This is a genomic window from Marinobacterium zhoushanense (assembly GCF_014641945.1).
GTDB lineage: Bacteria > Pseudomonadota > Gammaproteobacteria > Pseudomonadales > Balneatricaceae > Marinobacterium_D > Marinobacterium_D zhoushanense.
Window position 1 is genome coordinate 298,434 of record NZ_BMIJ01000003.1, and the last position, 26,089, is coordinate 324,522.

At 57.9% G+C, this 26,089-nt stretch carries 28 protein-coding genes; 11 read left to right on the plus strand and 17 right to left on the minus strand.

Translation table 11 applies throughout. The annotated features are described in order from the left end of the window. Positions 1-92: 92 nt before the first annotated feature. Genes IEX40_RS08505 through osmF form a run of 4 tightly spaced genes read right to left on the minus strand, consistent with a single transcriptional unit; the run spans position 93 to position 3,873 of the window. Positions 93-869, minus strand: coding sequence for an ABC transporter permease (locus IEX40_RS08505; RefSeq protein ID WP_188747251.1), 777 nt, complete (start codon positions 867-869; stop codon positions 93-95). Further along, positions 869-1,819, minus strand: coding sequence for an ABC transporter ATP-binding protein (locus IEX40_RS08510; RefSeq protein WP_188747258.1), 951 nt, complete (start codon positions 1,817-1,819; stop codon positions 869-871). The genes IEX40_RS08505 and IEX40_RS08510 overlap by 1 nt, the downstream gene beginning before the upstream one ends. Continuing rightward, positions 1,816-2,964 carry an ABC transporter permease gene (locus tag IEX40_RS08515; protein WP_188747259.1) on the minus strand — a complete coding sequence of 383 codons (1,149 nt, stop codon included), beginning with the start codon at positions 2,962-2,964 and terminating at the stop codon, positions 1,816-1,818. The genes IEX40_RS08510 and IEX40_RS08515 overlap by 4 nt, the downstream gene beginning before the upstream one ends. A gap of 15 nt (positions 2,965-2,979) precedes the next feature. Further along, complete coding sequence (gene osmF, locus IEX40_RS08520) at positions 2,980-3,873, minus strand: glycine betaine ABC transporter substrate-binding protein OsmF (protein WP_188747261.1); 894 nt, start codon at positions 3,871-3,873, stop codon at positions 2,980-2,982. 311 nt (positions 3,874-4,184) lie between these two features. Between osmF and IEX40_RS08525 the strand changes: the two genes are divergently transcribed. From IEX40_RS08525 to IEX40_RS08540, 4 genes are all read left to right on the plus strand, one after another. Then, the gene (locus IEX40_RS08525; protein WP_188747262.1) at positions 4,185-4,934 is read left to right on the plus strand and encodes an electron transfer flavoprotein subunit beta/FixA family protein; all 750 of its coding nucleotides are present in this window, start codon (positions 4,185-4,187) and stop codon (positions 4,932-4,934) included. 11 nt (positions 4,935-4,945) lie between these two features. Next, a complete protein-coding gene (locus tag IEX40_RS08530; protein WP_188747264.1) occupies positions 4,946-5,875 on the plus strand; it encodes an electron transfer flavoprotein subunit alpha/FixB family protein in 930 nt (309 codons plus the stop codon). Positions 5,876-5,989: 114 nt separating this feature from the next. Continuing rightward, complete coding sequence (locus tag IEX40_RS08535) at positions 5,990-6,406, plus strand: PaaI family thioesterase (RefSeq protein ID WP_229680654.1); 417 nt, start codon at positions 5,990-5,992, stop codon at positions 6,404-6,406. Continuing rightward, a complete protein-coding gene (locus IEX40_RS08540) occupies positions 6,403-7,200 on the plus strand; it encodes an alpha/beta fold hydrolase (RefSeq protein WP_229680655.1) in 798 nt (265 codons plus the stop codon). Before IEX40_RS08535 ends, IEX40_RS08540 begins: the two co-directional genes overlap by 4 nt. Before the next feature lie 41 nt (positions 7,201-7,241). On the opposite strand, the gene IEX40_RS08545 is transcribed toward IEX40_RS08540, so the two are convergent. Both IEX40_RS08545 and IEX40_RS08550 read right to left on the minus strand, forming a co-directional pair. Continuing rightward, positions 7,242-7,859, minus strand: coding sequence for a response regulator transcription factor (locus IEX40_RS08545; protein ID WP_188747266.1), 618 nt, complete (start codon positions 7,857-7,859; stop codon positions 7,242-7,244). Further along, on the minus strand, positions 7,859-9,391 hold the full coding sequence (locus IEX40_RS08550; RefSeq protein WP_229680656.1) for a PAS domain-containing sensor histidine kinase: 1,533 nt from the start codon (positions 9,389-9,391) through the stop codon (positions 7,859-7,861). Before IEX40_RS08550 ends, IEX40_RS08545 begins: the two co-directional genes overlap by 1 nt. 573 nt (positions 9,392-9,964) lie before the next feature. Here IEX40_RS08550 and IEX40_RS08555 point away from each other — a divergent pair. The 6 genes from IEX40_RS08555 (at position 9,965) to IEX40_RS08575 (ending at position 13,822) form a co-directional block, all read left to right on the plus strand. Next, complete coding sequence (locus IEX40_RS08555) at positions 9,965-10,501, plus strand: hypothetical protein (RefSeq protein ID WP_188747268.1); 537 nt, start codon at positions 9,965-9,967, stop codon at positions 10,499-10,501. A gap of 123 nt (positions 10,502-10,624) precedes the next feature. Beyond that, positions 10,625-11,566: an ATP-binding protein gene (locus IEX40_RS08560; protein WP_188747270.1), complete on the plus strand. Its 942-nt coding sequence runs from the start codon at positions 10,625-10,627 to the stop codon at positions 11,564-11,566. Positions 11,567-11,680: 114 nt separating this feature from the next. After that, positions 11,681-12,562: a hypothetical protein gene (locus tag IEX40_RS08565; RefSeq protein WP_188747272.1), complete on the plus strand. Its 882-nt coding sequence runs from the start codon at positions 11,681-11,683 to the stop codon at positions 12,560-12,562. A gap of 107 nt (positions 12,563-12,669) precedes the next feature. After that, complete coding sequence (locus IEX40_RS22100; protein WP_229680657.1) at positions 12,670-12,870, plus strand: hypothetical protein; 201 nt, start codon at positions 12,670-12,672, stop codon at positions 12,868-12,870. 48 nt (positions 12,871-12,918) lie between these two features. After that, complete coding sequence (locus IEX40_RS22105; protein ID WP_229680658.1) at positions 12,919-13,335, plus strand: hypothetical protein; 417 nt, start codon at positions 12,919-12,921, stop codon at positions 13,333-13,335. Positions 13,336-13,441: 106 nt separating this feature from the next. Next, positions 13,442-13,822 carry a hypothetical protein gene (locus tag IEX40_RS08575; RefSeq protein ID WP_188747274.1) on the plus strand — a complete coding sequence of 127 codons (381 nt, stop codon included), beginning with the start codon at positions 13,442-13,444 and terminating at the stop codon, positions 13,820-13,822. 29 nt (positions 13,823-13,851) lie between these two features. Here IEX40_RS08575 and IEX40_RS22270 read toward each other — a convergent pair whose 3' ends face one another. Next, positions 13,852-14,295, minus strand: coding sequence for a hypothetical protein (locus IEX40_RS22270; RefSeq protein WP_373286478.1), 444 nt, complete (start codon positions 14,293-14,295; stop codon positions 13,852-13,854). A gap of 167 nt (positions 14,296-14,462) precedes the next feature. Beyond that, on the minus strand, positions 14,463-14,879 hold the full coding sequence (locus IEX40_RS08585) for a PilZ domain-containing protein (protein ID WP_188747276.1): 417 nt from the start codon (positions 14,877-14,879) through the stop codon (positions 14,463-14,465). A gap of 608 nt (positions 14,880-15,487) precedes the next feature. On the opposite strand from IEX40_RS08585, the gene IEX40_RS08590 reads away from it, so the two are divergent. Beyond that, on the plus strand, positions 15,488-15,691 hold the full coding sequence (locus IEX40_RS08590; RefSeq protein ID WP_188747278.1) for a CsbD family protein: 204 nt from the start codon (positions 15,488-15,490) through the stop codon (positions 15,689-15,691). Positions 15,692-15,803: 112 nt separating this feature from the next. Here IEX40_RS08590 and IEX40_RS08595 read toward each other — a convergent pair whose 3' ends face one another. The 9 genes from IEX40_RS08595 to IEX40_RS08630 all read right to left on the minus strand — a co-directional run bounded on the left by IEX40_RS08595 (position 15,804) and on the right by IEX40_RS08630 (position 26,057). Then, the gene (locus IEX40_RS08595; protein WP_188747280.1) at positions 15,804-17,054 is read right to left on the minus strand and encodes a DEAD/DEAH box helicase; all 1,251 of its coding nucleotides are present in this window, start codon (positions 17,052-17,054) and stop codon (positions 15,804-15,806) included. Positions 17,055-17,318: 264 nt separating this feature from the next. Next, positions 17,319-17,990, minus strand: a complete 672-nt coding sequence (locus tag IEX40_RS08600; protein WP_188747282.1) for a metal-dependent hydrolase — start codon at positions 17,988-17,990, stop codon at positions 17,319-17,321. Positions 17,991-18,194: 204 nt separating this feature from the next. Next, entirely contained in the window at positions 18,195-19,895 is a 1,701-nt protein-coding gene (locus IEX40_RS08605; RefSeq protein ID WP_188747284.1) for an AMP-binding protein, read from the minus strand. Between the two features lie 57 nt (positions 19,896-19,952). Next, positions 19,953-20,534: a peroxidase-related enzyme gene (locus tag IEX40_RS08610; protein WP_188747286.1), complete on the minus strand. Its 582-nt coding sequence runs from the start codon at positions 20,532-20,534 to the stop codon at positions 19,953-19,955. A gap of 85 nt (positions 20,535-20,619) precedes the next feature. Continuing rightward, complete coding sequence (locus IEX40_RS08615) at positions 20,620-21,522, minus strand: hydroxymethylglutaryl-CoA lyase (protein ID WP_188747288.1); 903 nt, start codon at positions 21,520-21,522, stop codon at positions 20,620-20,622. Then, a complete protein-coding gene (locus IEX40_RS08620; RefSeq protein WP_188747291.1) occupies positions 21,522-23,516 on the minus strand; it encodes an acetyl-CoA carboxylase biotin carboxylase subunit in 1,995 nt (664 codons plus the stop codon). The genes IEX40_RS08615 and IEX40_RS08620 overlap by 1 nt, the downstream gene beginning before the upstream one ends. Continuing rightward, positions 23,506-23,637, minus strand: a complete 132-nt coding sequence (locus IEX40_RS22165; protein ID WP_268235770.1) for a hypothetical protein — start codon at positions 23,635-23,637, stop codon at positions 23,506-23,508. The genes IEX40_RS08620 and IEX40_RS22165 overlap by 11 nt, the downstream gene beginning before the upstream one ends. Before the next feature lie 5 nt (positions 23,638-23,642). Then, on the minus strand, positions 23,643-24,437 hold the full coding sequence (locus IEX40_RS08625; protein ID WP_188747293.1) for an enoyl-CoA hydratase/isomerase family protein: 795 nt from the start codon (positions 24,435-24,437) through the stop codon (positions 23,643-23,645). Positions 24,438-24,449: 12 nt separating this feature from the next. Beyond that, a complete protein-coding gene (locus IEX40_RS08630) occupies positions 24,450-26,057 on the minus strand; it encodes a carboxyl transferase domain-containing protein (RefSeq protein WP_188747295.1) in 1,608 nt (535 codons plus the stop codon). Positions 26,058-26,089 lie beyond the last annotated feature (32 nt).

The following is a 26,089-nucleotide window of genomic DNA, read 5'->3' on the forward strand; positions in this document are numbered from 1 at the left end:
GACTAATTGAGTCAGGATAATCAAAAAACGTGAATTTGCTAACTCGTATGAATTTTTTTCTGGTCGTAGCGGTTTGCCTGAGCAGCGTCGATTCAGTGGTTTTGCGCTGACAGCAGACGGGACTCAAGGCGCTGGAACAGCGCATCGAACAGCATCGCCATCAGCGCGACGATAATGCCTCCCTGCAGAACGAAGGAGAGGTTGTCGGTGAGCAGGCCGGCAATGATCACTTCACCAAGTCCTTTGGCAGCAACCGTCGAGCCGATGGTGGCGGTGCCGATACTGATGATCACCGACAGACGCACCCCGGTTACGATAACCGGCAGCGCCAGTGGTAGCTCAACACGCCAGAGCACCTGCATCGGCCCCATGCCCAACCCCTTCGCCGCCTCCTTGATCTCCGGCCGGACCTGTCCGAGCCCGGCCAGGGTGTTTTCGAAGATCGGCAGCAGGCCATAGAGAAACAGGGCGATCAGCGTCGGCCAGGAACCGAAGCCGACGGCCGGTACCGCCAGTGCCAGCACCGCCACCGGGGGCAGGGTCTGGCCGAGGTTGGCCAGTGATCTCGCCAGGGGCAGGAAATCGGCCCCGCCGGCTCGGCTGACCAGTATCGCGGCGGCGATCGCAATCAGCGACGCGGCGGTAATCGCCAGTACAACCAGGAACAGGTGCCAGCCTATCAGGTTGATAAAACTGTCTCGGACGTAGATGACCGGTGCACCCACTGGCGTCAGCGATACCAGTAGCGGCTCAAGAGTTGAGGTAAACAGTGCGAAGTAGAGCAGCAGGAGCAAGGGCACCAAAACGCCTCGCCAGTCGCGCAGGTATTCAAAGGAAGCGGGTGACGCCGCAGGGGTGTTAACAGGCATCAGTCACGTCCTCCGGCGTTGATCAGCTCCTGCAGACTGACGGCGCCGCAGGTTGCGCCGGTCTCATCCACCACCCTCAGCACAGCGCTGCGCTGCCAGATCTGCCGCGCCAGGGCATCGCGCAGCGACATACCCGCGTCGATGCAGGGGGTGTCATCGCTCAATTCGAACTGGTCGGCGGGCTGTGCCAGATCACCTACGCTGCGCAGCGACAGCAGACGCAGGGCACGCTCCTCGCCACCAACCAACTGGCTGACAAAACCCTCTCGCGGATTGCGCAGCAGCTCAGCGGGACTGGCCACCTGCAGCAGCTTGCCGCCATCCATCACCGCGATCTGGTCAGCGAGTCTGATCGCCTCTTCGATATCGTGGGTTACCAGGATGGTGGTGATGCCGAGCATGCGCTGGATCTGCTTCAGCTCGCCCTGCAGCCGCTCGCGGGTCAGCGGATCGAGCGCACCGAACGGCTCGTCCATCAGCATCAACTCCGGGCGTGCAGCCAGGGCTCGGGCGACACCGATTCGCTGCTGCTCGCCACCCGAGAGGCGGTGAGGGTACTGGTACGCAAAGGTATCGAAATCCATCTTCAACAGGTCGAGCAGTTCATGCACCCGCTGATCAATCTGTTTGGCGGGCCAGTTCAACAGCCGGGGCACGGTGGCGATGTTGTCGTATACGGTGCGATGGGGGAACAGGCCGACACCCTGAATCGCGTAACCGATACGGCGTCGCAGCAGCTCCGGTTGCTGGTCGCGGATATCCTCGCCATTGATCAGCACGGTACCGCTGGTCGGCTCGATCAGCCGGTTGATCATCTTCAGCGTGGTGGACTTACCGCAGCCCGAGGTGCCGATCAGTGCACAGATCTGGCCCGACTCCACCCGCAGGTTCAGGTTGTCGACCGCGGTACGTTCGCCGAATACGCGGGTCAGCCCCTGCAGTTCGATCATTGCGCCTCCCTAGTTGTCATCGCGATCAGCGTGTCGATCAGTAGCGCCGCCAGAAAAGCGAGCAAGATGGTGGGCAGGGTGCCGAGCAGTACCAGATCCGTTGCCGTCTGCCCCAGCCCCTGGAAGATATAGGTGCCGTAGCCTCCACCGCCGATCAGCCCGGCCACCGCCACCAGACCGATATTCATGGTGACGACGATGCGCAGCCCCGACAGCATCACCGGCAGCGCCAGCGGCAGTTCGATCTGCCACAGCATCTGGCGGCGGCTCATGCCCATGCCGCGTGCCGCCTGCAGCACCGCCGGATCCAGGCCGTCAAATCCGGCCGCGGTATTGCTGACGATGGGTAGCAGTGAATAGAGAAACAAGGCCAGTACCGCAGGCGCGACCCCTATGCCACGGATACCCAGATCTGCGAGCAGAGGGAAGGAGAGGGCGAGCAGGCTCAGTGGAATCATCAGCAGGCCAAACATCGCCAGGCTGGGGATGGTCTGCAGCAGGCTTAGTACCGGTATCAGCGCGGCACGAACTCTGGGTGAGCGGTGGCAGCGAATACCAAGTGGGACACCGATGATCAGGGCCGGCACGATGCTGCCCAGTGCCAGCAGCAGATGGCGCGCGCCCTGCTGCCAGAACGCGGGCTGATTATGGTACTCCAACATCAGCGAGAGACGGTCCCAGACTCCGCCCGCAAGCAGCACGAACAGCACTGCCAGATACCCGACAACCAGCAGCAGACGCGGCAGTGCGCTGAGCTCCAGCTTGATCAGCGCATCGGTCAACATCAGGCCGAGCAGTAAAAGCAGTGCCCAGAAGCCGCTACCCAGCGCCAGTCGGGCAAAACCACTTTTGTCAGCCAACAGGGCGGTGCTGTCCGTGCCCAGAGCATAGATCAGCGCGAGCAGGCTGAGAGCACTGAGCCCCAGCTTGAACAGGGCTTGGGTCCGTAAGCAACTGACGATAGCCGTTGGAATCAACAGCAGCAGAAACAGCTGCATACCCGACTGCTTCAGCAGCTCACCAAGGGGCACACCGCTGCCGGGCAGGATGCGATTAGGCTGCAGGTTAAGCAGCGGCAGCAGCACCAGTACCAGTGCAACCGCCACCGCAAGGGTCAGACCCAGCCGGTCGATACGAAAGGGCATAGGGTTGGTTCGTGGTTAAAGCCCCAGCTGTTCGAGATAGCTGGCCGCCACATCGCTGGCGTTCTCGCCGCCAACGGCGATGCGACCGTTCAGTGATTGCAGGGTTTCCAGATCCAGCGAATCGAACACCGGCTTGAGCAGCTCCTCAATCTCGGGATGGGCGTTGAGTACCTCCTCGCGGATGATCGGCGTCGGCGCGTAGACCGGCTGTACCCCCTTGTCGTCCGCCATCACCAACAGGCCCACGGCCGAGATCGCACCGTCAGTGCCGTAAACCATCGCCGTATTGGTGCCATCGGTCTGCGTTGCGGCCGCCTTGATTGTGGCGGCGGTATTACCACCGGAAAGCACCAGCAGTTGCGACTCCTCCAGCTTGAAGTCGTACACCTGCTGGAACGCGGGCAGTACTGCCGGGCTGGAGACAAACTCGGCCGAGGCCGCCAGCTTGATGTCGCCGCCTTCACGGACATAGGTACCGAAATCGGTCATGGTCTTCAGACCGGCCTCATCCGCGATCTCCTTGCGCACGGCCAGCGCCCAGGTGTTGTTGGCGTTGGCCGGTGTCAGCCAGACGATCTTGTTGGCTTCGTAATCCAGCTGTTTGGCTTTTTCATAGCCCTCCTGGAACGATTTCCATACCGGATCTTCCGCCTGATTGAAGAAGAACGCAGCGTTACCGGTGTACTCCGGGTAGATATCGATCTCACCCGAGGTGATCGCCTTGCGCACGATCGGTGTGCCGCCAAGCTGCACCCGATTTTCCACCTCAAGCCCCGCTTGCTGCAGGCGCTGGAAGATCATGTTGCCGAGCAGACTGCCCTCGGTATCGATCTTGGATGAGACGACGATAGGGTCGGCTTGGACCGACAGACTGAACAGTGCACAGAGCGTAACTAGCAGCCGGATCATGGTGGGAGCTCCGAAGTCAGGTTCGATTGAGACTGTCTCATAAGACTAACACAGAGGCTTGAATCCTGCGGGGAGGGTGCTCGCAGCGCACCTTTTCTGGCCCCGTACGACTGTCCAAGTCAGCATATAAATACGTATGTTCCCGTATTTTTGTCGATTCATCAGTAGCTATCACTTCTACCAATTGGCTAATAAGGGTAATTGCTTATCGATGTGAAATCGGTAATATAGGGGAAAGTACTTATTTAGTGGGCGTGCTTAATCAGCGATAGCGCGCCCTGCCACATAACGATTAGAAAAGGTTTCTGCTGATGAAGGTACTCGTAGCCGTCAAGCGTGTGATCGACTACAACGTCAAGGTGCGCGTGAAGTCGGACAACACCGATGTGGATCTGGCCAACGTCAAGATGGCGTTGAACCCGTTTTGTGAGATCGCCGTCGAGGAGGCGGTGCGCCTGAAAGAGTCCAATGTCGCCAGCGAGGTGGTCGTGGTCTCTGTCGGACCCAAGGCGTGTCAGGAGCAGATCCGCACCGCCCTGGCCCTCGGCGCCGACCGCGGCATCCATATCGACACCGACGCTATGCCGGAGTCGCTGTCGGTGGCCAAACTGCTGGCCAAGGTAGTCGAGCAGGAGCAACCGGGGCTGGTGATTCTCGGCAAGCAGTCGATCGATTCCGACAACAACCAGTCCGGCCAGATGTTGGCGGCGCTGACCGGCATGTCCCAGGGTACCTTTGCCTCCAAGGTGCAGGTGATCGACGGCTCGCTGAACGTGACCCGTGAAGTGGACGGCGGCCTGCAGACCCTGGCATTGAAACTGCCCGCCGTGGTCACCACCGACCTGCGTTTGAACGAGCCGCGCTACGCCAAGCTCCCCGACATCATGAAAGCCAAGAAGAAACCGCTTGAGGTGAAAACCCCGGCCGACCTCGGCGTCGAGCTGCGCGATCACACCAGACTACTGAAGGTGGAAACGCCACCGACGCGTCAGGCGGGGATCAAGGTCGCCAGCGTCGATGAGCTGGTCGAAAAACTGAAGAACGAAGCCAAGGTAATTTAAGGGGTGATCTGATGGCTATTCTGGTAATTGCGGAACATGACAACAGCACCCTCAAGGGCGCGACACTGAACACAGTAGCGGCGGCTGGCCAGATCGGCGGTGATATCCATCTACTGGTAGCCGGTAGCGGCTGCCAGGCCGTCGCCGAGCAGGCCGCGGCGGTTGCCGGCGTGGCGCGGGTGCTCTGCGTCGACGCCGCGACTTATGAACATCAGTTGGCAGAGGATCTGGCACTGCTGGTTGCCGAGTGCGGCCGCGACTACAGCCATATCCTGGCGCCGGCCACCACCAGCGGCAAGAACCTGCTGCCCCGCGTGGCGGCACTGCTCGATGTGGCGCAGATCTCCGATATTATCGGCGTCGAGAGCGCCGACAGCTTCCGTCGTCCGATCTACGCCGGTAACGCCATCGCCACCGTGCAGTCGCTGGATCCGATCAAGGTGATCACCGTGCGCAGCACCGGTTTCGATGCCGTGGCGGCCAACGGCGGCAGTGCCGAGATTGTTACGCTGACCGCGGTCAGCGCCGCAGGCATCTCCAGCTTCGTCAGCGAAGAGGTTGCCGAGTCCGAGCGTCCGGAGCTGACCTCAGCGCGCGTGGTTGTCTCCGGTGGTCGCGGCATGGGCAATGGAGAGAACTTCGCGCTGCTGGAGAAAGTGGCCGACAAGCTGGGTGCCGCCATCGGCGCCTCGCGTGCCGCGGTGGATGCGGGCTTTGTCCCCAACGATATGCAGGTGGGGCAGACTGGCAAGATCGTCGCGCCGGACCTGTATATCGCCGTGGGTATCTCCGGTGCGATCCAGCATCTGGCGGGCATGAAAGACTCCAAGGTGATCGTGGCGATCAACAAGGACGAGGAGGCACCGATCTTCCAGGTCGCCGATTACGGTCTGGTGGCCGACCTGTTCAAGGCGGTGCCTGAGCTGGAGCAGAAGCTGTAAGCAGGGCTCGGGTTGTCGATAGTAGGGCGCTTAGGCGCCCTGTTATGTACAGGACGTACGGTATGCCGCGCGCAGGGACGTGCAGAAGCGGCGGTGTCAGGGGAACAACAGCTGATGATGAATTTCGATGAATTGGTCGCCTTCCTGCAGGAGCACTTTCCGCAGGGCGCGCAATATGGCGAGCTGATCGAGCTCGGCGAAGGCTGGGCGAAGATGCGCCTGCCGGTGGACGATCAGCACCTGCGCCCCGGCGGCACGGTCTCGGGGCCGGCGATGATGGGGCTGGCGGACGTGGCGGTGTACGCGGCGCTGCTCAGCCGAATTGGCCCTGTACCGCTGGCGGTGACCACCAGCCTGAACATCAACTTCCTGCGTAGGCCGCACTCTGGCGCGGACATTATCGCTTACGCCAAGATGCTCAAGGTGGGCAGGCGCCTCGGCGTTGGCGAGGTCTATATCAGCTCGGACGGTGATGAGGACCCAGTCGCCCATGCCACCATGACCTACTCGATCCCGGAGCAGCGCACGTGAGCATCCAGTTTGAAGACCTGATGCTGCAACTGGCGGATGGGGTGCAGATCCATGCCCTGCACGGTCGCCACCCGCTGGGAGCGGGGCGGCCGACACTGGTGTTCCTGCACGAAGCGTTGGGTCATATCCGCATGTGGAAGCAGTTTCCGCAACAACTGGCGGAGCGCTGCGGCTGCGACCTGCTGATCTACGAACGCCAGGGCTATGGCGGGTCGACGCCGATCGAGCTGCCGCGCAGCGATGATTACCTGCTGGTGGAAGGGGAGTACTACCTGGCCCAGGTAACAGAGGCCGCCGGGATTGAGCGGATGATTCTGATCGGCCATAGCGACGGTGGCAGCATCGCGCTGCTCGGTGCCGCCTGTCTCGGTGATCGGGTGCGCGGGCTCATTACCGAAGCCGCCCATATCAATGCCGATGAGCTGACCCTGGCGGGTGTACGCAAGGCGGTCGACATCTACCGGACCACGGATCTGCATCAACGCCTGGAGCGCTATCATGGCGATCGTACCGAGCTGCTGTTCCGGGCCTGGACCGATACCTGGTTGCGTGAGAGTTTCCACCTGAACATCGATCTCAGCCCCTGGCTGTCGCAGATCCGTTGTCCGGCGTTGATCATGCAGGGAAGGGATGACCAGTACGGTCTGCCGCAGCAGGTGCAGGATATCTGCCAGGGCATCGGCGAGCAGGCTCAGGCGGCGTTTATCGACGACTGCGGCCATATACCGCACTTGGAACGACCGGATGCGGTGCTCGATTTGATGGTGCCGTTTATCCGCAGCTTAATTAACTGATAGATCGACTGAACCATCAATACGCAGATCAGGCGCTCGGATTAAGCACTTGGATTAAGCCGGGCCGCCTGCTGCACCAGCTCGGCGATACTGCCCGCACGCATCTTGCCCATCACGCGGGAGCGGTGTACCTCGACGGTCTTCGGACTGATACCGAGGGTTTCAGCGATCTCGCGGTTGGACTGCCCCTCGACCACCAGTGCCATCACCTCTTTTTCGCGACGGCTCAACTGCGCGTAGCTGTCATGGACCTGGCTGGCCTGCGCCTGGGATTGCTGCAGTTTCGCGGCCTGGGCCAGCGCCTGGTTGACCAGCTGCAGCAGCACCTCGTCGTCGAATGGTTTCTCGAGAAAATCCACCGCCCCGTTCTTCATTGCGCTGACCGCCATCGGGATATCGCCGTGACCGGTCATGACGATGGTGGGCAGGTTGATCCCGCGCATGCGCAGAATCTGCTGCAGTGCCAGGCCGTTGATCTCCGGCATACGCACATCGAGCAGCAGGCAGCCCAACTCGCCCTCATACTCGTCGAGAAATGCCTGCGCCGAATCGAAGCCGGCGACTTTCAGGCTGGCCGATTCCAGCAGCCACTGCATGGAGTCACGGAAATCGTCGTCGTCATCAATGATATAGACGGTGCCGGGAGCGGGGTGCTGCATCATGTGTCCTTCAACGGAAGTCTGAGGTGGAAGCAGGTGCCGGAGTGACCGTCACTCTCGGCCCATAGCTGGCCACCGTGGGTTTCAATAATGGTGCGGGAGATCGGCAAGCCCATACCGAGACCGGTCGCCTTGGAGGTGTAGAACGGCTCGAACAGCTTATTCAGCCCCTCGGCCGTGATCCCCTTCGCCCGGTCGGTAACAGTGATATGCAACTCGGCTCCGCTCCTGCGGGTAGAGAGGATAACGGGTCGCGGGGCATTGCTACAATCGTCACTGTCATCACAATCTCTATACGCCTCGATGGCGTTACGCATCAGGTTCAGCAGCACCTGTTCGATCTGGATCTTGTCCGCCAGCAGCGTGGGGTTGGACGGGTCCAGATCCATCTCGAAGCGGATATTGTGGTCCTGTGCCTCCTGATGCAGAAACTTGCTGACATCCACGCAGGCGTCGTTGATCGGGAAGCGCAGGCGTTGATACTCGGTCTTGCGCACGAAGCTGCGCATCCGCTTGATGATCTCGGCTGCGCGTTTGGCTTGGCGCGAGATCAGCTCGATCGCCTTGTTGGCGGTGCCGACCGGATCCTCACACCCCTCCTCGAGACGGCGCTGGGCACCGCGGCTGTAGTTGAGAATCGCCGCCAGCGGCTGGTTCAACTCATGCGCCAGTCCTGTGGCCATCTCGCCTACGCTGAGCAGGCGCGACAGGTGGGCCATCTCCAGCTGGTGGCGTTTGACCTCCTCCTCAGCCTTGCGCTTGACTGTGATGTCGCGCGCGATGATCGAGTAGTACTCCACCTTCATATTCTCGCGCCGATTGCGGTGGGCGATGATCTCACGCACCTCGGCGTTGCGCTGCTGGGTCGACAGGTGCATCTCCAGCGCGCCCTCCCAGCTGCCTTCGCGGGCAGCCTGACTCAGCGCTGCCTGCAGCTCGGTAGCGGCGGTGCTCTCATCAAACAGCTCGGGCAGATGCAGCGCCCCCGGGTTCTCAGGGCGCGCACCCAGTGTCTGGCATGCGGACTCGTTGAGGTAGGTCAGCTGCAGCGCATCGGGGCTGCAGAACAGGATCATATCGCTGGATGCCTCAACCACGCGGGCCAGACGGCGCATCGACTGCAGCGCCTGCTCCCGTTCGGTAACATCGCGCGATACGCAGATGATCTCCAGCGGCTGGCCATCTTCATCACGGATGGTGCGGCTGGTGGTCTCCAGCCAGACGTAATGGCCCAGCTTGTGTCGGTAGCGGTAGACGTTGGTGTACATCCCCTTGGCGTAACGCACCGACTCTGCACGGCTCGACAGGTTGTCGGCATCATCCGGATGGAACAGATCGCGTGCGGGTTTACCGATAATCTCCTGCGGCGTGTAGCCGAGCAGGCGCTCGACCGCTGGGCTGACATCGATATAGGTCCAGTCCGGCGCCGGTGTCTGGCGCGAGATCATATCGGTGGACTGCTCGGCGAGAAGCCGATAGCGATCCGCCTCGGCGCGGCACTGCTCCAGCGCAGCTGGCATTGGCACAGACATGACGCTCCCTCGGGTATACCCGGAGTAAGCTCCGGAATTTCAATTACATGACTGTAGAATACTGCAAAAAATAGGTGAAAACACTTATCTAAGCCTAAGGCCGGGTATTCAATGCAGCTAGGGCTTGTGCGGTTATGCAGACAGTAGCAAACTTGGGGAAAGCGTCAGACAGGCAGTAGACGCATGCGCTAGCTCGCAGAAGATCCAAAGGGACTGATTTATGGATGCATCAAACATCTCTCAGCCGACAGCGGCAATTATTAATACACATACCCGTTCATGTGCTGTGCTACCTGAGAACGCCGTAGCGGGGCGAATGCAGTTGTTACCCCTTTTTATGGCGAGAACTAGGTTGAAATACCCCTTTTCGCCAGATTATTCGTGGCACTTCCAGAAAAAATCTCATTTTTTCAACCGGTTAGATGTGAGAAGTTTCGGTGTATCCGAATTAGGGGGCATACTCCCTAATAATTATTATGGGGCCGACAGGACCCATTAACAGACTGTTAAGTTTCTATGAATCTATTAGGTCCCAAGAAAGATCTCGATATCGCGAATAAAGCGATCGACTGTATGAAATCCACCACAGATTTTTCCGAGTTTCAGGAAAGCTGGGAGAATTTTCTATTTCGGATAGAGAGAGCCTGGGAATTCACCGAAAGAACGCTCAAATCGGAGAAGGGCTTCCAGCAATGGCATAAGCCATATACTGACCTGCGGAAAAAGGACCCTTTGCTGGTGTTTTTACGGCAGGCACGAAATGCAGAGATGCATAGCGTTTCGCCCACAGTAACGAAGCCTCTTAAGATGGCAGTAGTTGATAAGAGTGGACGTGGCTTTCAGCTCAATTCAATTTCATCACGGCTGGAAAATGGGACTTTGACGATTGATTTGGATTCGCCCGATATATTGCTCGATCTGGATACCAGAATCGTGCCTACCGATCCTGAAGTTGTTCGTTTCAAGAATAGAGGAAAGTGGTACAACCCACCATGGCAGCATCTCCGGGAAAGAATCCGTGATCTCCACCCAGTCGCCATAGCAGAGCTTGGCCTTGTGTTCTATCGAGCCTATGTCAATGAAGCTGAGCTTTGGAGTCAGAAAACTTAACAATGTGGTCAACGGGACGCTGGTTTTTCGCTGCGCTCCAAACCAGCCGCAAATGCGGTCGTTAACTTTGTAAAGAAGTCAGTTAGTGTAGTCAAAAACTTGAGTCTGTATAAAAGGACGATTATGGAATACTCGGTCACTTATGAAGATGGATTTCTAACCAGGGAGATTGGTTCTATTGCCACAAAGGCCGATGTAGCCATCACAGAACTAATTGCAAATGGTCATGATGCAGGCGCGTCTGAGGTAAGGATCATTTTTCCCGAGGAGAAAGGAAGCCTCATTACAGTCGAAGACAATGGAGTTGGCCTGACCGAATCGCAATTCGAACAAAGGTGGTTGAAGCTACGCTATGACAGAAAGAAGCATCAAGGCTCATTGGTAGAGATACCTGAAGATAATAATCTGCGAAAGACAAGACTCGCCTTTGGAAGAAACGGAGTCGGACGGCATGCAGGTCTCTGCTTTGATGATGGGTACACCGTCGAGACTTGGCGTAATAAAGAGTGCAATATCTACGAGCTGAAGCTTTCATCCGGCAGGCAACCTATTGAGGTTAAAGAGCACCGCAAGGAGGATAAGTCAGGTCATGGAACAAAGATAAAGGTAATTGCTAATAAAAACTTGATTCCGGTTGAAGAACTGACCGAAACGATATCAGCCAGATTTTTGTTTAACCCAGAATTTAAAGTATATGTAAACGGGAAGCTTATAACGCTATCCGAGCACCCCGGTATCGTCAAAAGAACAGAGATCAATCCTGTCGGAAGCATAAATATTAAATTGACTCTGGTTGATTCATCAACAGCTTCCCGAACGGCTAGACAGCATGGCGTAGCTTTTTGGCTGGGAGGTCGTTTGTTGGGCGATCCTTCTTGGTCAATAAATGGACAGCAAGTATTTGACGGGCGGAGATCTTTTGCTAAAAGATACACCGTGATCGCAGAGTCTGAGGATCTTTTTGACTTCATTGAGGCCGACTGGTCTGGCTTTAAATCTGATTTTTCCGCCCTAAATTTAATAGCGGAAGAAATTTCTGACTTTGTTAAATCATGCTACTTATAGCTTTCCAAAAACGAGATAGAAACAACTAAGCGTCAAGTTTTTGATTCGCATAAAAGTGAATTAAAAGAGCTGCCAAGGCTGGCTCGCAGAGAATTGGTTAATTTTGTTGATCAGATGTTAGCCGGAAGTCCTGATATAAAGATTGAACTTCTTGAGCTTGCATTTAAAGCGGCTCTTAATCTTGAAAAATCTAGAGCTGGTATATCGCTACTATATAAGCTGACGAATATATCACCAAACGATTCTGAATCGCTGAACTCATTCTTAGAAGAATGGAGCGTGTCTGATGCAATGTCCATTCTCGCTGAAATAGATTCTAGAATTAAAGTAATCGAGGCTATAGATAGGCTGAGTGGTGACCACAGTGTAGACGAGCTGCATACGTTGCACCCCCTGATCGAAAAGGCTCGATGGGTATTCGGCCCTGAATTCGATACGCCAGAGTATGCAAGCAATAGAGGGCTAATCAAGACGATGAGTTCTGTTTTTGGAAGAAAATATAAGAAAGAGGATTTTACGAATTCTGCGAGGAGACCAGATATTGTGGTTGGTGAGAATTCCTCTATTAGCTCATTAGGTCTAGAAGAATTCTCGGGTGAGATAAGAAAAACAAAAAGAGTTTTGTTAATCGAGCTAAAGAAAGGTGGTTTTGAAATTGGCCGTGGAGAAATGGATCAGGCTAAATATTATGTCGAGGATATTTGGCATGCCGGTGTTGGGTCCTGTCAACCATATATAAAAGCTTTTGTAGTCGGTGACAGTATTGATCATCTTACAGGAAAATACCAAACAGTAGGAAAGTCAAAGGATGAACAGTTTGGTGAAGTTCATGCGATAACATATTCGGAATTGGTACGAAGCGCTGAAGCTCGATTGTTTTCGCTAAAAGAAAAAATCGAAGGTCGGTATGATAGCTTGGAGGATGGTCCACTTATAAATGAGCTTTTGGGGAATCCAGAGCAGAAAGATTTAGATTTTGCAGCGGGCCAAGAGTGAGACAAAAGTTAACAAGGGGCTTCAGCCGACCAGTTTCCGCTGCCGTTCCAAACCGGCGGCTGAGCCAGGCGTTAGCGTTTTCCGGATCTCAGACCTTAAGGTGAAGGATGCAAAAAGAATATCACTCCAAAATTGAAAAAGAGTTTGCGGAATATCTTGTCACTATTGGCTACCCTAAAGACTCAATTGTCTATGAGCCTGCGTTTTTGGCCGCTGATGGCAGAAAGCAATATCGGCCCGACTTTTTAATCGTTGATCCGATTAAGAAGGAGAGGTTGGCGATTATAGAAATAAAAGGATCTAGCTAACTCAGTGCTGAGAGTACCTATAAACAACTGAAGGCCTACAGTAAATCAGTGGGTGAGGACAGTATTCCTGTTTTCCTAGTTACGCCATCAAGCAATCAGATTTTCCCCTTCGACTTGTATATCTTTGATATTGATGGTGGGCTTATTCCTACTGATTTTGCTCTCTTCCCTACATTTCCTACACTAACTGCAGAGGACGCCGCAGAACGAAAGAGCGGGTTACGAATAGAAAAGGTCGAGGCCGTTGAGTCGTTCCAAAAGGTTTCGTGGGTGTTGGCGTTTATCGTTTTTGCTATCGTCGTAGCAGATTTCATCTGTGCGCAAAATGATATAGTGTTACTTACGACTGAGCGGATGGCACTTATCGGTGCTGTAGTGGCGCTGATTGTTATTCCCTTTGCCCAGAAATTTAAGGGGCTAGGGATTGAGTGGGAAAAAGCTACGAAAGGAGACCATGGCAGCTAATAATCGTAGTCACGGCGACGGTTTTTATATTGCGGCTTCGCCTTCATTACAAAACCGCGCGTGCTGCGGGCGTTAACGGCTTACGTTACGGACATGGAAGGCTAAAGTGACTTTTAAAAGTTTTGGTATTTCGTTAGGGATAGGAATAGGGCTGGTTGTTCTGTTGTGGTTACCTGTCTTCTGGAGCTACATCTTCGCTAAGTGGAAAAGATTGGCTTATCCAAAGCGCTTTGCGTTTTTCAGTGGTTGCACGAGTTACGGTATCCAAACTCTGATCGGGGCGTTGCTGTTATGTCCATTTGCTGCTCTAGCGGTCATGGACGCACCACTGTACTGCGAAGATTATCCAGAAGCTTGGGTCTGTTACGGACTAGGTTTTATCGAAGATTGGTCCAGTGTGTTGAGTTTGATATCTGCTGTTGTTGTTACAGCATTGACTCCGGCGGTATTCAATAGATACGTGTGGAGTAGTGGTAATGGCCGTTAACAAGTGACTGTGATGTCCAGTCATAATATTTAAGCCGTTTTTTCACACCAGCGCTCCTCGTTTTTCAGGAGCGTATTGAGCACCACAATGAGCTTACGCATGCAGGCGATGATGGCCACTTTGGGTAGCTTCCCCTGGGCCTTCAGGTGCTCGTAGAAGCGTTTAAAAACGGGGTTACATTGGATGGATGAGAGCATCGCCATGAACATCACGGTGCGGATGCGATGGCGACCAATGACGCCACAGTGATCTTGTTGTGCTGGCCGCGGCGTATTCGCCCTTTGATCCGGGGTGTGAGCCGCGAAGAGATCGAGGCCGCCTTTGTCGGTTGGAAGATCACCGACGTTGAACCCTCTTTCTTTAAGCTGCCAGCACCCCTGGAGTGGGTCTTGCGCCCAGACGAGCACTGGTATGTCCTGCATCGTGTCTGAGGTTACAAGCTCAAGCGGGTGAACAACCTCCTCAGCACCCACACCTAGCGCCGACGCGGTTTGCCTGTTTTGGTTTTGTTGCTATCACTTTGCCCAAGAGATTTAGCGCGTGAGTAAATGGGGAAAGAGTAAGAATGAGCAGAGCTAATAAGACGCAGTGCCTGCAAGACTGCGGATCCGGGTTTGATCAGTTTGCCTGAAAGGCCCGATTATAAGTTATTCGATGGGAAAAGGGCGGCATATTTGGCTATCCATTCCAGTGCGGCCTCTTCGTCGCTCAGGGTGCGGCCCTGATGCTCCTTAACGGACTGACGATAGTGACGGATATGGCAGACCTGCTCAAACATGCGCATGCGCTGGGCGTGTTCAGCGCTTGAAAAGCGGATATTCAGTTCGTAATGATCGTAGCGTGCGCGGCACCACAGGATCTGTCCGGTGATGAACGGCGCATTCAGCAGGCCGTCGGCACTGATGCTGACCTGCAATCCCGAGGCAAGCATGGCTGGGGATTTGCACACCAGGTCCAGGGGCATGATGTTGCTGTCGGGCATATGGGATTGTTCGACGACCTGAAGGTCGAGGGGAATCTCGTCTGGGTGGCGGATAACTCGTTGCTGGTTGCGCATTACAACCTCCGCAGATCAGATGACACAAGGCCCTTGTATCAGCATCAAGGGTTCTTGTAGTCCCTATATGCTTTTCCAGTGGCGCCTTGTACTTAGAGCAGGGCAGACGCATGAACATAATTTGTACAGCGAATGCGACTGTTTTTATGGGTAGGACCAATCTCCGAATGCAAGCCCAGATAATAATCCAGTTCGATTCGGCACGGGGGCCGCTCCGGGGGCTTGCTGTAATGCCGGAGCTCGTTTACGCAACGACTTCCGCGGTCACCGGTGCCTGCCCCCAGTATTAGTGTGCAGGCCTTTTCCTGGCGGTCCCGACGGTTTGGCGTCTATGCCATCCAGGCTTGAGTCCGCTGGACGTCGTCTCGATCTAATTCAAAATTGCTCCCAAAGCGGGCTCTAGTCTGTACGCCAGCGCACACAGTGCCGCGGGCAGGGCTCAGTGAGGAGAGCGCATTGCTGAGCGCCTGTCCCGGTGGCGGCATCAAGGCGCCTCTACGTGCGCCGCCGCACCGACGGCGATTCGGATTGTGCTTAGGCTTGTATCGCGACAGGGAGAAATCGATTGGCGACTTCTCCACTAAGATCCGGAACAGGAGGCGTTCTATATGAACTGGGATATCGTTGAAGGCAACTGGAAGCAGTTCAAGGGCAAGGTGAAAGTACAATGGGGCAAGCTCACCGACGATCAACTCGACAAGATGTCCGGCACGCGTGACGAGCTGGCGGGCAGGATCCAGGAGGCTTACGGCGTATCGAAAGATGAAGCCGAAGCGCAGATCAAGCGGTTTGAGGATCAAAACAGGGATTAATCGAAATAATTGGGGTCAAAATAATTGTGGTCAGAGTAATTGGTAATCTAACTTTATTTTCAATTATTTCTCTGACCCCCAATTATTTCTTTTCTCGAAACTCTTTAGAAACCTAGCGACGACGCGGTTTGCCTGTTTTAGCTTTGTTGCTACCGCTTTGCCCAAGCGCTTTGGCGCGTTGGGTTTTCTTGGACGGTTTACGCTTAGCGCTACTCGTCTCTTCTTGCGCCATTGGATTCGGCTCGAAACCTTCCATCCACTGCAGGATAAAATTCTCGCCCGTGAGTTTTTCTACGTCTTTGAGTAGGTATTTCTCTTTATTCGAGACCAGTGAGACGGCCGAGCCCGCCTGGCCTGCACGGCCTGTTCGACCAATACGGTGAATATAGTCTTCGGCGTTGTAGGGCAGCTCATAATTGATCACGTATTGCAGTTGCTGGATGTCCAACCCGCGCGCGGCCACATCGGTGGCGACAAGCGCACGCACCTGGCCGGTTTTAAACTCTTCCAGGCCGCGATCGCGGGCGCCTTGTGACTTGTCGCCATGTACCGCAGCCGCACTGATGCCATCTTTCTCAAGCTCTTTGGCAAGCTCATCCACCGCTTGTTTGGTACGCGTGAAGATAAGCACCTGGTGCCAATTTCTGGAGCCGATCAGGTACGCCACCAAACCCGCTTTGCGTTTGTTGTCGACTTCGTAAAAGCGTTGTTCAATTTTCGCCGCCGTCGCATTGCGTTCGGCGACTTCGATCAGTTTCGGCTGCTTTAAGATGGTTCTGCTCAGGGCAAACACTTCATCGTTAAAGGTTGCGGAGAAGAACAGGGTTTGGCGGGTTTCGGGTAGGCGTTTCAGGATGCGCTCGATATCGACAATAAAGCCCATATCCAACATGCGATCCGCCTCATCGAGCACCAGTGTCTCAACCCTGCTCAGGTCGATCAGCTCTTTGATGGCAAGCTCCAGCAAACGGCCCGGTGTCGCCACGAGCACATCACAGCCTTGGTTTAACGCATCGATCTGCGGGTTAATGCTCGCCCCACCATATGCCACGACTGAGTTGAGACCCAAGCCTTGACTGTATTTCACAAAGCTTTGGTGTACTTGTTGAGCCAGCTCCCGAGTTGGCGTCAGCACCAACACACGGATGGCCTTTGCGGATGTTTCTCGAACGAGGTGACGTTGAATCAATGGCAAGGCAAATGCGGCTGTTTTACCCGTGCCTGTTTGCGCCCCCGCCATGAGATCGTGACCCGCCAGGACTTCCGGGATCGCCGCTTGTTGAATCGGCGTTGGCGTGTGATATCCAAGCGTATCGAGGACAGCCAACAGATCCGTGTGAAGACCCAGGGTAGAAAAACTCATAAACCAGCACCGCTTTCAATAAATCGAGACGGCGCTAGTGTACCGAGTTCCCCACGAACAGTAGACACCTTCTAGAGGACACCGCGAAAAACCTGCTGCGCGATTCGTGAGCTGCGTTGCGCGGTGCTCGGAATCCTCATGTATACCGCATACACTGCGGTTCCTGTGCTCCGTGCGCCTTGCTCACAAACCGCTCGCTACGGTTTTTCGAGGTGTCCTAGAGTCAGATTTGCGCGTCAGATCCAGTTGAACGCGCGCCAACACTCAGACAAAGCCTGTGCTGGCGATCTTGACCACCTCATTAGGCAGTTTATGCGGCAGCGGTAGCTGCGTTGCGCAGTAGATGGCTATCGCGAGAAAGATGCCGCTGGCCCACCAGTTGTCGATGCTTATCGGCTTTAATGCGCTCCCGAATGAGCGTTTGAACTCCATATCGGAAAGGTCCACTGCGTAACACTCATCCAGAATCAGGTGCACCAGATAGCCTGCGAAGACCATCCCGCCCAGCGCCCAGGAGAAGTCGATGCCCTGGCTGGTAAACCGCCAGCAGAGGAGGGTGGACAGTAGCCCAATGCTCACCGCCGCCATCAGGGAGTGAAATGCGCCGCGATGTTCGGTCAGATGGGCGAAGATTTGCAACAGGCCAAAGCGGACCAGCAGGAATGCGGCGAGCATGGCGCCCCAGAGGTGCAGTAACGGCAGGTTGGGGAATCTGAATAGCACACCAAAGGATGCCATCACGCCGAGGGCGCTGAAGAGTCCTTTCAGTATGCCGGTTGTGTCCGAGTCAAGATCCGGGGCCAGGCTGGCGACGGTGCCCGCGACCCAGAGGCTCATGCCTTGGCCGGGTGTAAATAATCCAGTGAGTAGCATAGTGGAGGTGAGCACACAGGAGGTGACGGCACCGCCAAGAAAATGGGTATTGAAATTAGCCATTGCGTAATCAAGTTCCTTATCGAGGGCAGCAATATCGAGCGTCCCTGCCATAATGTGCCACGGCACTTAAGCCGCGATACGCTCTGACCCCCGCAGGTAGATCTTGTTCCGCCGGCGTAGCTCTGCCCATCGCCTGACTGTAATGACCTGGCAATAAAAAACGCCAGCAGCTCAGCTGGCGTTTTGCGGCTTTTAGAGGGGGGCTTACTCCTTATCCAACCCCAGCTCCTCAATCGAGATCTGGCGCATCTTGAACTTCTGGATCTTGCCGGTCACGGTCATCGGGAACTCCTCGACGAACTTGAAGTAGCGCGGGATCTTGAAATGGGTGATCTGGCCCTTGCAGAACTCCCGCAGGGTTTCCGGTTCGATCTCGTCGATACCCGGTTTCAGCTTGATCCACGCGATCAGCTCTTCGCCGTACTTCTTGTCCGGTACGCCGGTGACCTGCACGTCGGAGATCGCCGGGTGGGTGTAGAGGAACTCCTCCACCTCCTTCGGATAGACGTTCTCGCCGCCGCGGATCACCATATCCTTGATGCGGCCGACGATCTGCACGTAGCCCTCGTCATCCATGGTGGCCAGGTCGCCGGTATGCATCCAGCCCGCTTCGTCGATGGCGCTGTGGGTGGCTTCATCGTTGTTCCAGTATTTCAGCATCACGCTGTAGCCGCGAGTACACAGCTCGCCGATCTCGCCGCGGGGCAGGATATAGCCGGTGGCCGGGTCGATGATCTTCGACTCCAGGTGCGGCTGTGTGCGGCCCACGGTGGTGACGCGCTTGTCGAACGGGTCGTTTGCGGCGGTCTGGGTCGAAACCGGGCTGGTCTCGGTCATGCCGTAGGCGATCTGCACCTCCTGCATATGCATCTTCGAGTTGACCGCTTTCATCACCTCGGCCGGGCAGATGGAGCCGGCCATGATGCCGGTGCGCAGGCTGGACAGGTCGTACTGGGCGAAATCCGGGTGGTCCAGTTCGGCGATGAACATGGTCGGCACGCCGTACAGGGCCGTGGCGCGCTCCTCGGCCACAGTCTCCAGCACCGCGCCGGGTTCGAAGCCTTCGCCGGGGTAGATCATCGTCGCGCCGTGGGTGATGCAGCCCAGGTTGCCCATCACCATGCCGAAGCAGTGGTAGAGCGGCACCGGGATCACCAGACGGTCCTTATGGGTGAAGCCCATCGACTCGGCGACGAAGAAGCCGTTGTTGAGGATGTTGTGGTGGGAGAGAGTGGCGCCCTTGGGGAAGCCGGTGGTGCCGGACGTGTACTGGATATTGATCGCGTCGTCGAACTGCAGCTCGCGCTGCGCATCGGCCAGCTGTTCTGCGTCGATCTCGCTGGCTCTCTCGACGAAATCGTTCCAGCGCCACATGCCGGGGTAGACGGTTTCCGACAGGTTGATGACCCCCTGCAGGTGCGGCAGGTTGCGGGACTCCAGCTGGCCGGGCTGGCTTTGCGCCAGTTCCGGTGCAAGTGTCTGCAGCATCTCGGTGTAGTTGGAACTCTTGAAGCTGTCGGCGGTGACCAGGAAACGGGCTTCCGACTGGTTCAGCGCGTACTCCAGCTCGTGCAGGCGATAGGCCGGGTTGATGTTGACCAGGATGGCGCCGACCTTGGCGGTGGCGATCTGGGTCATCAGCCACTGGGCGTTGTTCGGCGACCACATGCCGACGCGATCGCCACGGCGTACGCCGATAGCGAGCAGGGCGCGGGCAACATTGTCGACCTGCGCTTTCAGCTCGGCGTAGGTCAGGCGGATCTGTTGGTGGCGTACGATCAGCGCCTCGTTGTCGGGGTAGGTGGCCGCAATCTGGTCAAACTTGTCGCCGATGGTCATGCCGATCAGGGGCTGGGTGCTGGTACCGCTGGTGTAGCTTGGAAGCTTTTGGGGCTGCGTAGTCATCTGTGTATTCCCAAAGAGTCGTTTATTGTTGTTGTCTCGGTCCGGGGTGCAGGTCATTCAGCGATGCAGGCCGTGGTACTCAGGGTTCGGTTGCATATCCACGGCGCTGGCGACACGGTTGGTCATGTTGTAGAAGCCGGCGATGTTGGCGATATCCCAGATCTCGCCATCGCTGAATCCGGCATCGCGCAGTGCCTGACGGTCGGCTTCAACGATGCGGTCCGGGGTCTCGGTCAGCTTGACTGCAAAATCGAGCATGGCGCGATGGCGCGGCGACAGCTCGGCGGTGCGGTAGTTCATGACGATCATCTCGCCGAGTTGGGGCGATTCGGCGTATTCACGTACCGCGGCACCATGGGCGACCTGGCAGTAGTAGCAGCGGTTGCTGGAGGAGACGACGACCGCGATCATCTCCCGCTCCAGCGTCGACAGGCCGCTCTCGCCGAACATAAGTTCGTTATAAAGCTTCGAGAAAACATCAAGTTGCGTTGGGCTTTGACTGTAAGCCTTGAGTACGTTGGGCACCAGTCCCAGCTTCTCCTCGCAGATCGCGAAGTACTTCTGAAACGCCTCAGGCAGACGATCCCGCTCCGGGATCGGCAGATCCAATGCCGTGATATGGTCCGGTTGGGTGTACATGCGATTCTCCCTAGTGTTGGAGGTTTTCAGTTTTTAAATAGGTGTTTTTGGATTCGCTGTTTTTCGCCAGTTCGGCTCGGTTCGGTTAGCTGCAACCCAGCGCTTGCGCCACCCGAGAGGCCGGGGTGCGCCCGAGCTGTTCGCTGATCCAGCAGCTGGTGGCGACCAGCTTGTCTAGGTCCACTCCGCTGTCGATGCCGAGGCCGTTGAGCAGGTAGAGCACATCCTCGGTGGCCACGTTGCCGGAGGCACCTTTGGCATAGGGGCAGCCGCCGAGGCCAGAGACGGAGGAGTCGATCACCGCGATGCCTTCCTCAACTACGGCATAGAGGTTGGCCAGTGCCTGTCCGTAGGTGTCATGGAAGTGTGCCGCCAGGTTGCCGACCGGCACCTCGCGGGCGACCGCCTCCAGCATCCGCTTGGCCTTCAGCGGGGTGCCGACGCCGATGGTGTCGCCGAGCGAGATCTCGTAGCAGCCGAGCTGATACAAGTCGCGGCAGACGCCTGCCACCTGCACCGGCGCGATCTCCCCGGCGTAGGGGCAACCGAGCACGGTGGAGACGTAGCCACGCACTGGCACGCCCGCATCACGGGCGCGCTCGATCAGCGGCGCGAAGCGCTCCAGACTTTCGGCGATGGAGCAGTTGATGTTCTTCTGCGTAAACGCATCGGAAGCGGCCGTGAACACGGCGACCTCCGACACGTTGGCGGCCAGCGCCGCCTCCAGCCCCTTGAGGTTGGGCGTCAGCGCGCTGTAGATCACGCCGGGGCGGCGGTCGATACGCGCCATCACCTCGGCGCCATCGGCCATCTGCGGCACCCATTTCGGCGATACGAAGCTGGCCGCTTCGATATGGCGCAGGCCGGCGTCGGCCAGACGCTCGACCAGCTCCACCTTGATCGCGGTGGAGATCACCGCGCCCGGCTCATTCTGCAAGCCGTCGCGGGGGCCGACCTCGACCAGGCGTACCTGTTGCGGAAAAGCCATCAGGCGGCCTCCTCGTCGCCGGAGGCCAACGCGATCAACGCGTCACCCTCTTTGACCAGCTCGCCCTCGGTGAAGAAGATATCGCTGACGCAACCGTCATGGGGCGCGTGGATGCTGTGCTCCATCTTCATCGCTTCCATAACCACCAGGGTCTGGCCGGCTTCCACCTGCTGCCCCTTGCTGACCAGTACCGCCACCACGGCGCCGTTCATCGGTGCTGACAGCGAGCCCGCCGTGCCCTGATCGGATTCGGCGAAGGTGTCACGGTGTTGGCGGCAGCTGAACTGGTCGCCCTCGTGGAACAGCGTCAGGTTGTCGCCATCCTGGTAGCCGTGCAGCGTCAGCCGGTGGCCGTCGACCACCAGATTCAGCGCATCCCTGTCGAGCTGGGCGCTGACACGGTGGCTGGCGCCGTCGAGGGTGATCTCGTACTCCTCCTGCAACTCGCGCACGCTGAGCTGATGGATGGTCTCGCCGACCACCAGTTTCAGCGGACGGGCGTATTCGGAGTTCAGCCGCCAGCCGTTCTGGGCGGAGAAGGGGGAGTGCTCGTCGCCGCGGATGCGGTCACCCTTGCGCGCCAGCTCCAGGAACCAGGCGGCTGCGCTGACCAGGCAGCGGTCCTGGTCGAGACGGCCCGGTGCAAACAGCAGCTCGCGGTGGCGCTCGATAAAGCCGGTATCCAGCTGCGCCTCGCGGAACGGGGCGGCATCGGCCAGGCGGTGCAGGAAGCGGGTGTTGGTTTTCAGCCCGCCGATACGGTACTGCTCCAGCGCCTGCACCAGGCGGTTGATCGCCGCTTCGCGGTTATCGTCCCAGACGATCAGTTTGGCGATCATCGGGTCGTAGTAGACGCTGACCTCGTCACCCTCGATGACGCCGGTGTCGACGCGCACATGGGCGTTCTCATCCGGTGTGCGCAGGTAGCGCAGGGTGCCGGTGGCGGGTAGGAATTCCTGATCCGGATCCTCGGCGTAGATACGCGCTTCCAGGGCATGGCCGCGGATCTTGATCTGATCCTGTTTGAGCGGAAGTTCGTCGCCATCGGCCACGCGCAGCTGCCATTCGACCAGATCGAGGCCGGTGATCATCTCGGTGACCGGGTGCTCCACCTGCAGGCGGGTGTTCATCTCCATGAAGTAAAAGGAGCCGTCCACGTCATAGAGGAATTCGACGGTGCCGGCGCCGACATAGTCGATCGCCTGTGCCGCGCGTACGGCGGCTTCACCCATGGCACGGCGTGTTTCGTCGGACAGGCCCGGTGCCGGAGCTTCCTCGATCACCTTCTGGTGGCGGCGCTGTACCGAGCAGTCGCGCTCGGCCAGGTAGACGCCGTTGCCCTGGCTGTCGCAGAACACCTGGATCTCCACGTGGCGCGGCTGGGTCAGGTACCTCTCGATCAGCATGTCCGGGTTGCCGAAGGCGTTTTTCGCCTCGCGGCAGGCGGAGGTCAGCGCCTCGTCGAACTGCTTCAGCGACTCGACCACGCGCATCCCTTTGCCGCCACCACCGGCGACCGCTTTCAGTAGCAGCGGGAAGCCGCACTTTTCCGCCTCTCTCTTCAGCGTGTCCGGTGATTGGTCGTCACCGTGGTAGCCCGGTACCAGCGGCACGCCGGCGGTCTCCATGATCGCCTTGGCAGCGGACTTGGAGCCCATCGCGGCAATAGCGCTGGAGGGCGGGCCGATGAAGACGATGCCGTTACGCTCGCAGGCGTTGGCGAACTCAGTGTTTTCGGACAGGAAACCGTAGCCGGGGTGGACCGCCTGGGCGCCGGATTCCTTGCAGATCTCGATAATGCGCTCAGCGCGCAGGTAGCTTTCGCTGGTGGGGGCCGGGCCAAGCAGGAAGGCTTCGTCGGCCATCGCCACGTGGCGGGCGTTGCGGTCAGCTTCGGAGTAGACCGCGACACACTTGATACCGAGGCGGTGCGCGGTCTTGATAACCCTGCAAGCGATCTCGCCGCGGTTCGCGATTAGTATTTTATTGAACATTGGTAGTCTCCGCGTCGAGATCGTTTGCACGCGCTGCGCGCGTCGGCAGTCGATTTGGCTTCGCCGCCAGTTGCTGGTGCAACTGGTCACCGCGGTTAGCTATCAGAATCTTGTTAAACATGATGCTTATTCCTCGACCCAGTTGGGCTGACGCTTGTTCAGGAAGGCGCTCAGCCCCTCCTGACCCTCGGCGCTGACGCGGATATCGGCGATGCGCCGGGCGGTGTCGTCGATCACCGCCTGGTCGATCGGTTTCTGGCTCACGGCGTAGATCAGCCGTTTCGCTTCCGCAATCCCCTGTGGGCTGTTGCGGCGCAATTGAGTCAGCAGGCTGTTCGCGATCTCGGCCAGCTGCTCCATGCTTTCGGCCAGTTCATGTACCAGGCCGAACTGCTGGGCGGTGGCGGCATCGAACGGCTCTGCAGTGATAAAGTAACGCCTTGCCTGGCGCTCGCCGATGGCGCGTACCACGTAGGGGCTGATCACGGCCGGGATCAGGCCGATCTTCACCTCGGACAGGCAGAAGCGGGTTTCGCGTGTGGCGATGACGATATCGCAGCAGGCGGCAAGGCCAACGGCGCCGCCGTAGGCCGCGCCCTGCACCAGTGCCAGCGTCGGCTTGGAGTGGTTGTTTAGCCGCTCCATCAGCCGTGCCAGCTGGCCGGCGTCCTCCAGGTTCTGTTGATGGCTGTTCTGCGCCATCCGTTTCATCCAGGCCAGGTCGGCACCGGCCGAGAAGTTCTTGCCGTTGGCGCGCAGGACCAGTGCCCGCACCGCCGGATCACGGTCGGTGGTTTCGAGCGCGTCGATGATCTGCGCGATCATGCTGTCATCGAAGGCGTTGTGTACCTCGGTACGGTTCAGCGTCAGCCAGGCAACGCCCTGGGCGTCGCGGGTGAGTTCTATGTACTGTGCTGTCATCTCAAGCCCTCCTTACATTCTGAACACACCGAAACGTGTCTCGGTCTGAGGTGCATTGAGTGCCGCCGACAAGCCCATGGCGACCACTTCGCGGGTCTGCGCCGGGTCGATCACGCCGTCGTCCCACAAGCGAGCGGAGGCGTAGTACGGATGGCCCTGGTGCTCATAGGTCTCGATGATCGGCTTCTTGAACTCGGCTTCCTCCTCGGCGGACCAGTTCTTGCCCTGGCGTTCCAAACCGTCGCGACGCACGGTGGCCAGTACACCGGCGGCCTGCTCGCCACCCATCACCGAGATGCGGGCGTTGGGCCACATCCACAGGAAGTTGGGGCTGTAGGCGCGGCCGCACATGCCGTAGTTGCCGGCACCGAAGGAGCCGCCGATCAGCACGGTGAGTTTAGGCACGTTGGCGCAGGCGACGGCGGTGACCATCTTGGCGCCGTGCTTGGCGATCCCCTCGGACTCCGCTTTCTGACCGACCATGAAACCGGTGATGTTCTGCAGGAACAGCAGCGGAATGTTGCGCTGGCAGCACAGCTCGATGAAGTGCGCGCCTTTCTGTGCCGAATCGCTGAACAGAATGCCGTTGTTGGCGATGATGCCCACCGGATAGCCGTAGATATGGGCGAAACCGGTGACCAGGGTGGTGCCGTAGAGCTTTTTGAACTCGTCGAACTCGGAGCCGTCGACGAGGCGGGCGATCACCTCGCGGGCGTCGTAGGGCTTCTTCAGATCGGTACCGACCACGCCGTACAGCTCTTCGGCCGGGTAGAGCGGGGCTTCCGGCGTACGCAGGTCAAGCTGCGGATTCTTGCGCCTGTTCAGGTTGGCGATACAGCTACGGGCGATCTGCAGCGCGTGGGCATCGTTCTCGGCATAGTGGTCGGCCACGCCGGAGGTGCGGCAGTGTACGTCGGCACCGCCCAGATCCTCGGCGGAGACCTCTTCACCGGTGGCGGCTTTCACCAGCGGCGGACCGGCCAGGAATATGGTGCCCTGGTTGCGCACGATGATCGACTCGTCGGCCATCGCCGGCACGTAGGCGCCGCCGGCAGTGCACAGACCCATGACCACGGCGATCTGCGGGATCCCCTTGGCGGACATGCGTGCCTGGTTGTAGAAGATGCGGCCGAAGTGATCGCGGTCCGGGAACACCTCATCCTGACGCGGCAGGTTGGCGCCGCCGGAGTCCACCAGGTAGATACAGGGCAGGTGGTTGCGCTCGGCGATCTCCTGGGCGCGCAGGTGCTTCTTCGCCGTCAGCGGGTAGTAGGTGCCGCCCTTCACGGTGGCATCGTTGGCGACGATCATGCATTCGACGCCGCTGACGCGGCCGATACCGGTGATGATACCGGCGGCCGGTACGTTGTCCTCATAGACCTCGTAGGCGGCCAGTTGTGAAAGCTCTAGAAAGGGGGAGCCTTCGTCGAGCAGGGCGTTGATCCGCTCGCGCGGCAGCAGCTTGCCGCGGGACAGATGGCGCTGCTGGTATTCTGGGCCGCCACCGAGTTCGACGGTGGCAACCTTGTCGCGCAGGTCCGCAACCGCCTCGCGCATGGAGGCGTCGTTGCGGAGGAACTCGTCGCTGCGCGCGTTAATCTTGGTGTGCAGAACGGGCATAGCGTTCTCCCGAAGTTATCGTTTTTGTGCGG

Coding starts and splice junctions, on each gene's coding strand:
- IEX40_RS08505 (WP_188747251.1), bottom strand. CDS start 869: ATGCCTGTTAACACCCCTGCGGCGTCACCCGCTTCCTTTGAATACCTG.
- IEX40_RS08510 (WP_188747258.1), bottom strand. CDS start 1,819: ATGATCGAACTGCAGGGGCTGACCCGCGTATTCGGCGAACGTACCGCG.
- IEX40_RS08515 (WP_188747259.1), bottom strand. CDS start 2,964: ATGCCCTTTCGTATCGACCGGCTGGGTCTGACCCTTGCGGTGGCGGTT.
- osmF (WP_188747261.1), bottom strand. CDS start 3,873: ATGATCCGGCTGCTAGTTACGCTCTGTGCACTGTTCAGTCTGTCGGTC.
- IEX40_RS08525 (WP_188747262.1), top strand. CDS start 4,185: ATGAAGGTACTCGTAGCCGTCAAGCGTGTGATCGACTACAACGTCAAG.
- IEX40_RS08530 (WP_188747264.1), top strand. CDS start 4,946: ATGGCTATTCTGGTAATTGCGGAACATGACAACAGCACCCTCAAGGGC.
- IEX40_RS08535 (WP_229680654.1), top strand. CDS start 5,990: ATGATGAATTTCGATGAATTGGTCGCCTTCCTGCAGGAGCACTTTCCG.
- IEX40_RS08545 (WP_188747266.1), bottom strand. CDS start 7,859: ATGCAGCACCCCGCTCCCGGCACCGTCTATATCATTGATGACGACGAC.
- IEX40_RS08550 (WP_229680656.1), bottom strand. CDS start 9,391: ATGTCTGTGCCAATGCCAGCTGCGCTGGAGCAGTGCCGCGCCGAGGCG.
- IEX40_RS08555 (WP_188747268.1), top strand. CDS start 9,965: ATGAAATCCACCACAGATTTTTCCGAGTTTCAGGAAAGCTGGGAGAAT.
- IEX40_RS08560 (WP_188747270.1), top strand. CDS start 10,625: ATGGAATACTCGGTCACTTATGAAGATGGATTTCTAACCAGGGAGATT.
- IEX40_RS08565 (WP_188747272.1), top strand. CDS start 11,681: ATGTTAGCCGGAAGTCCTGATATAAAGATTGAACTTCTTGAGCTTGCA.
- IEX40_RS22100 (WP_229680657.1), top strand. CDS start 12,670: ATGCAAAAAGAATATCACTCCAAAATTGAAAAAGAGTTTGCGGAATAT.
- IEX40_RS08585 (WP_188747276.1), bottom strand. CDS start 14,879: ATGCGCAACCAGCAACGAGTTATCCGCCACCCAGACGAGATTCCCCTC.
- IEX40_RS08590 (WP_188747278.1), top strand. CDS start 15,488: ATGAACTGGGATATCGTTGAAGGCAACTGGAAGCAGTTCAAGGGCAAG.
- IEX40_RS08595 (WP_188747280.1), bottom strand. CDS start 17,054: ATGAGTTTTTCTACCCTGGGTCTTCACACGGATCTGTTGGCTGTCCTC.
- IEX40_RS08600 (WP_188747282.1), bottom strand. CDS start 17,990: ATGGCTAATTTCAATACCCATTTTCTTGGCGGTGCCGTCACCTCCTGT.
- IEX40_RS08605 (WP_188747284.1), bottom strand. CDS start 19,895: ATGACTACGCAGCCCCAAAAGCTTCCAAGCTACACCAGCGGTACCAGC.
- IEX40_RS08610 (WP_188747286.1), bottom strand. CDS start 20,534: ATGTACACCCAACCGGACCATATCACGGCATTGGATCTGCCGATCCCG.
- IEX40_RS08615 (WP_188747288.1), bottom strand. CDS start 21,522: ATGGCTTTTCCGCAACAGGTACGCCTGGTCGAGGTCGGCCCCCGCGAC.
- IEX40_RS08620 (WP_188747291.1), bottom strand. CDS start 23,516: ATGTTCAATAAAATACTAATCGCGAACCGCGGCGAGATCGCTTGCAGG.
- IEX40_RS22165 (WP_268235770.1), bottom strand. CDS start 23,637: ATGTTTAACAAGATTCTGATAGCTAACCGCGGTGACCAGTTGCACCAG.
- IEX40_RS08625 (WP_188747293.1), bottom strand. CDS start 24,437: ATGACAGCACAGTACATAGAACTCACCCGCGACGCCCAGGGCGTTGCC.
- IEX40_RS08630 (WP_188747295.1), bottom strand. CDS start 26,057: ATGCCCGTTCTGCACACCAAGATTAACGCGCGCAGCGACGAGTTCCTC.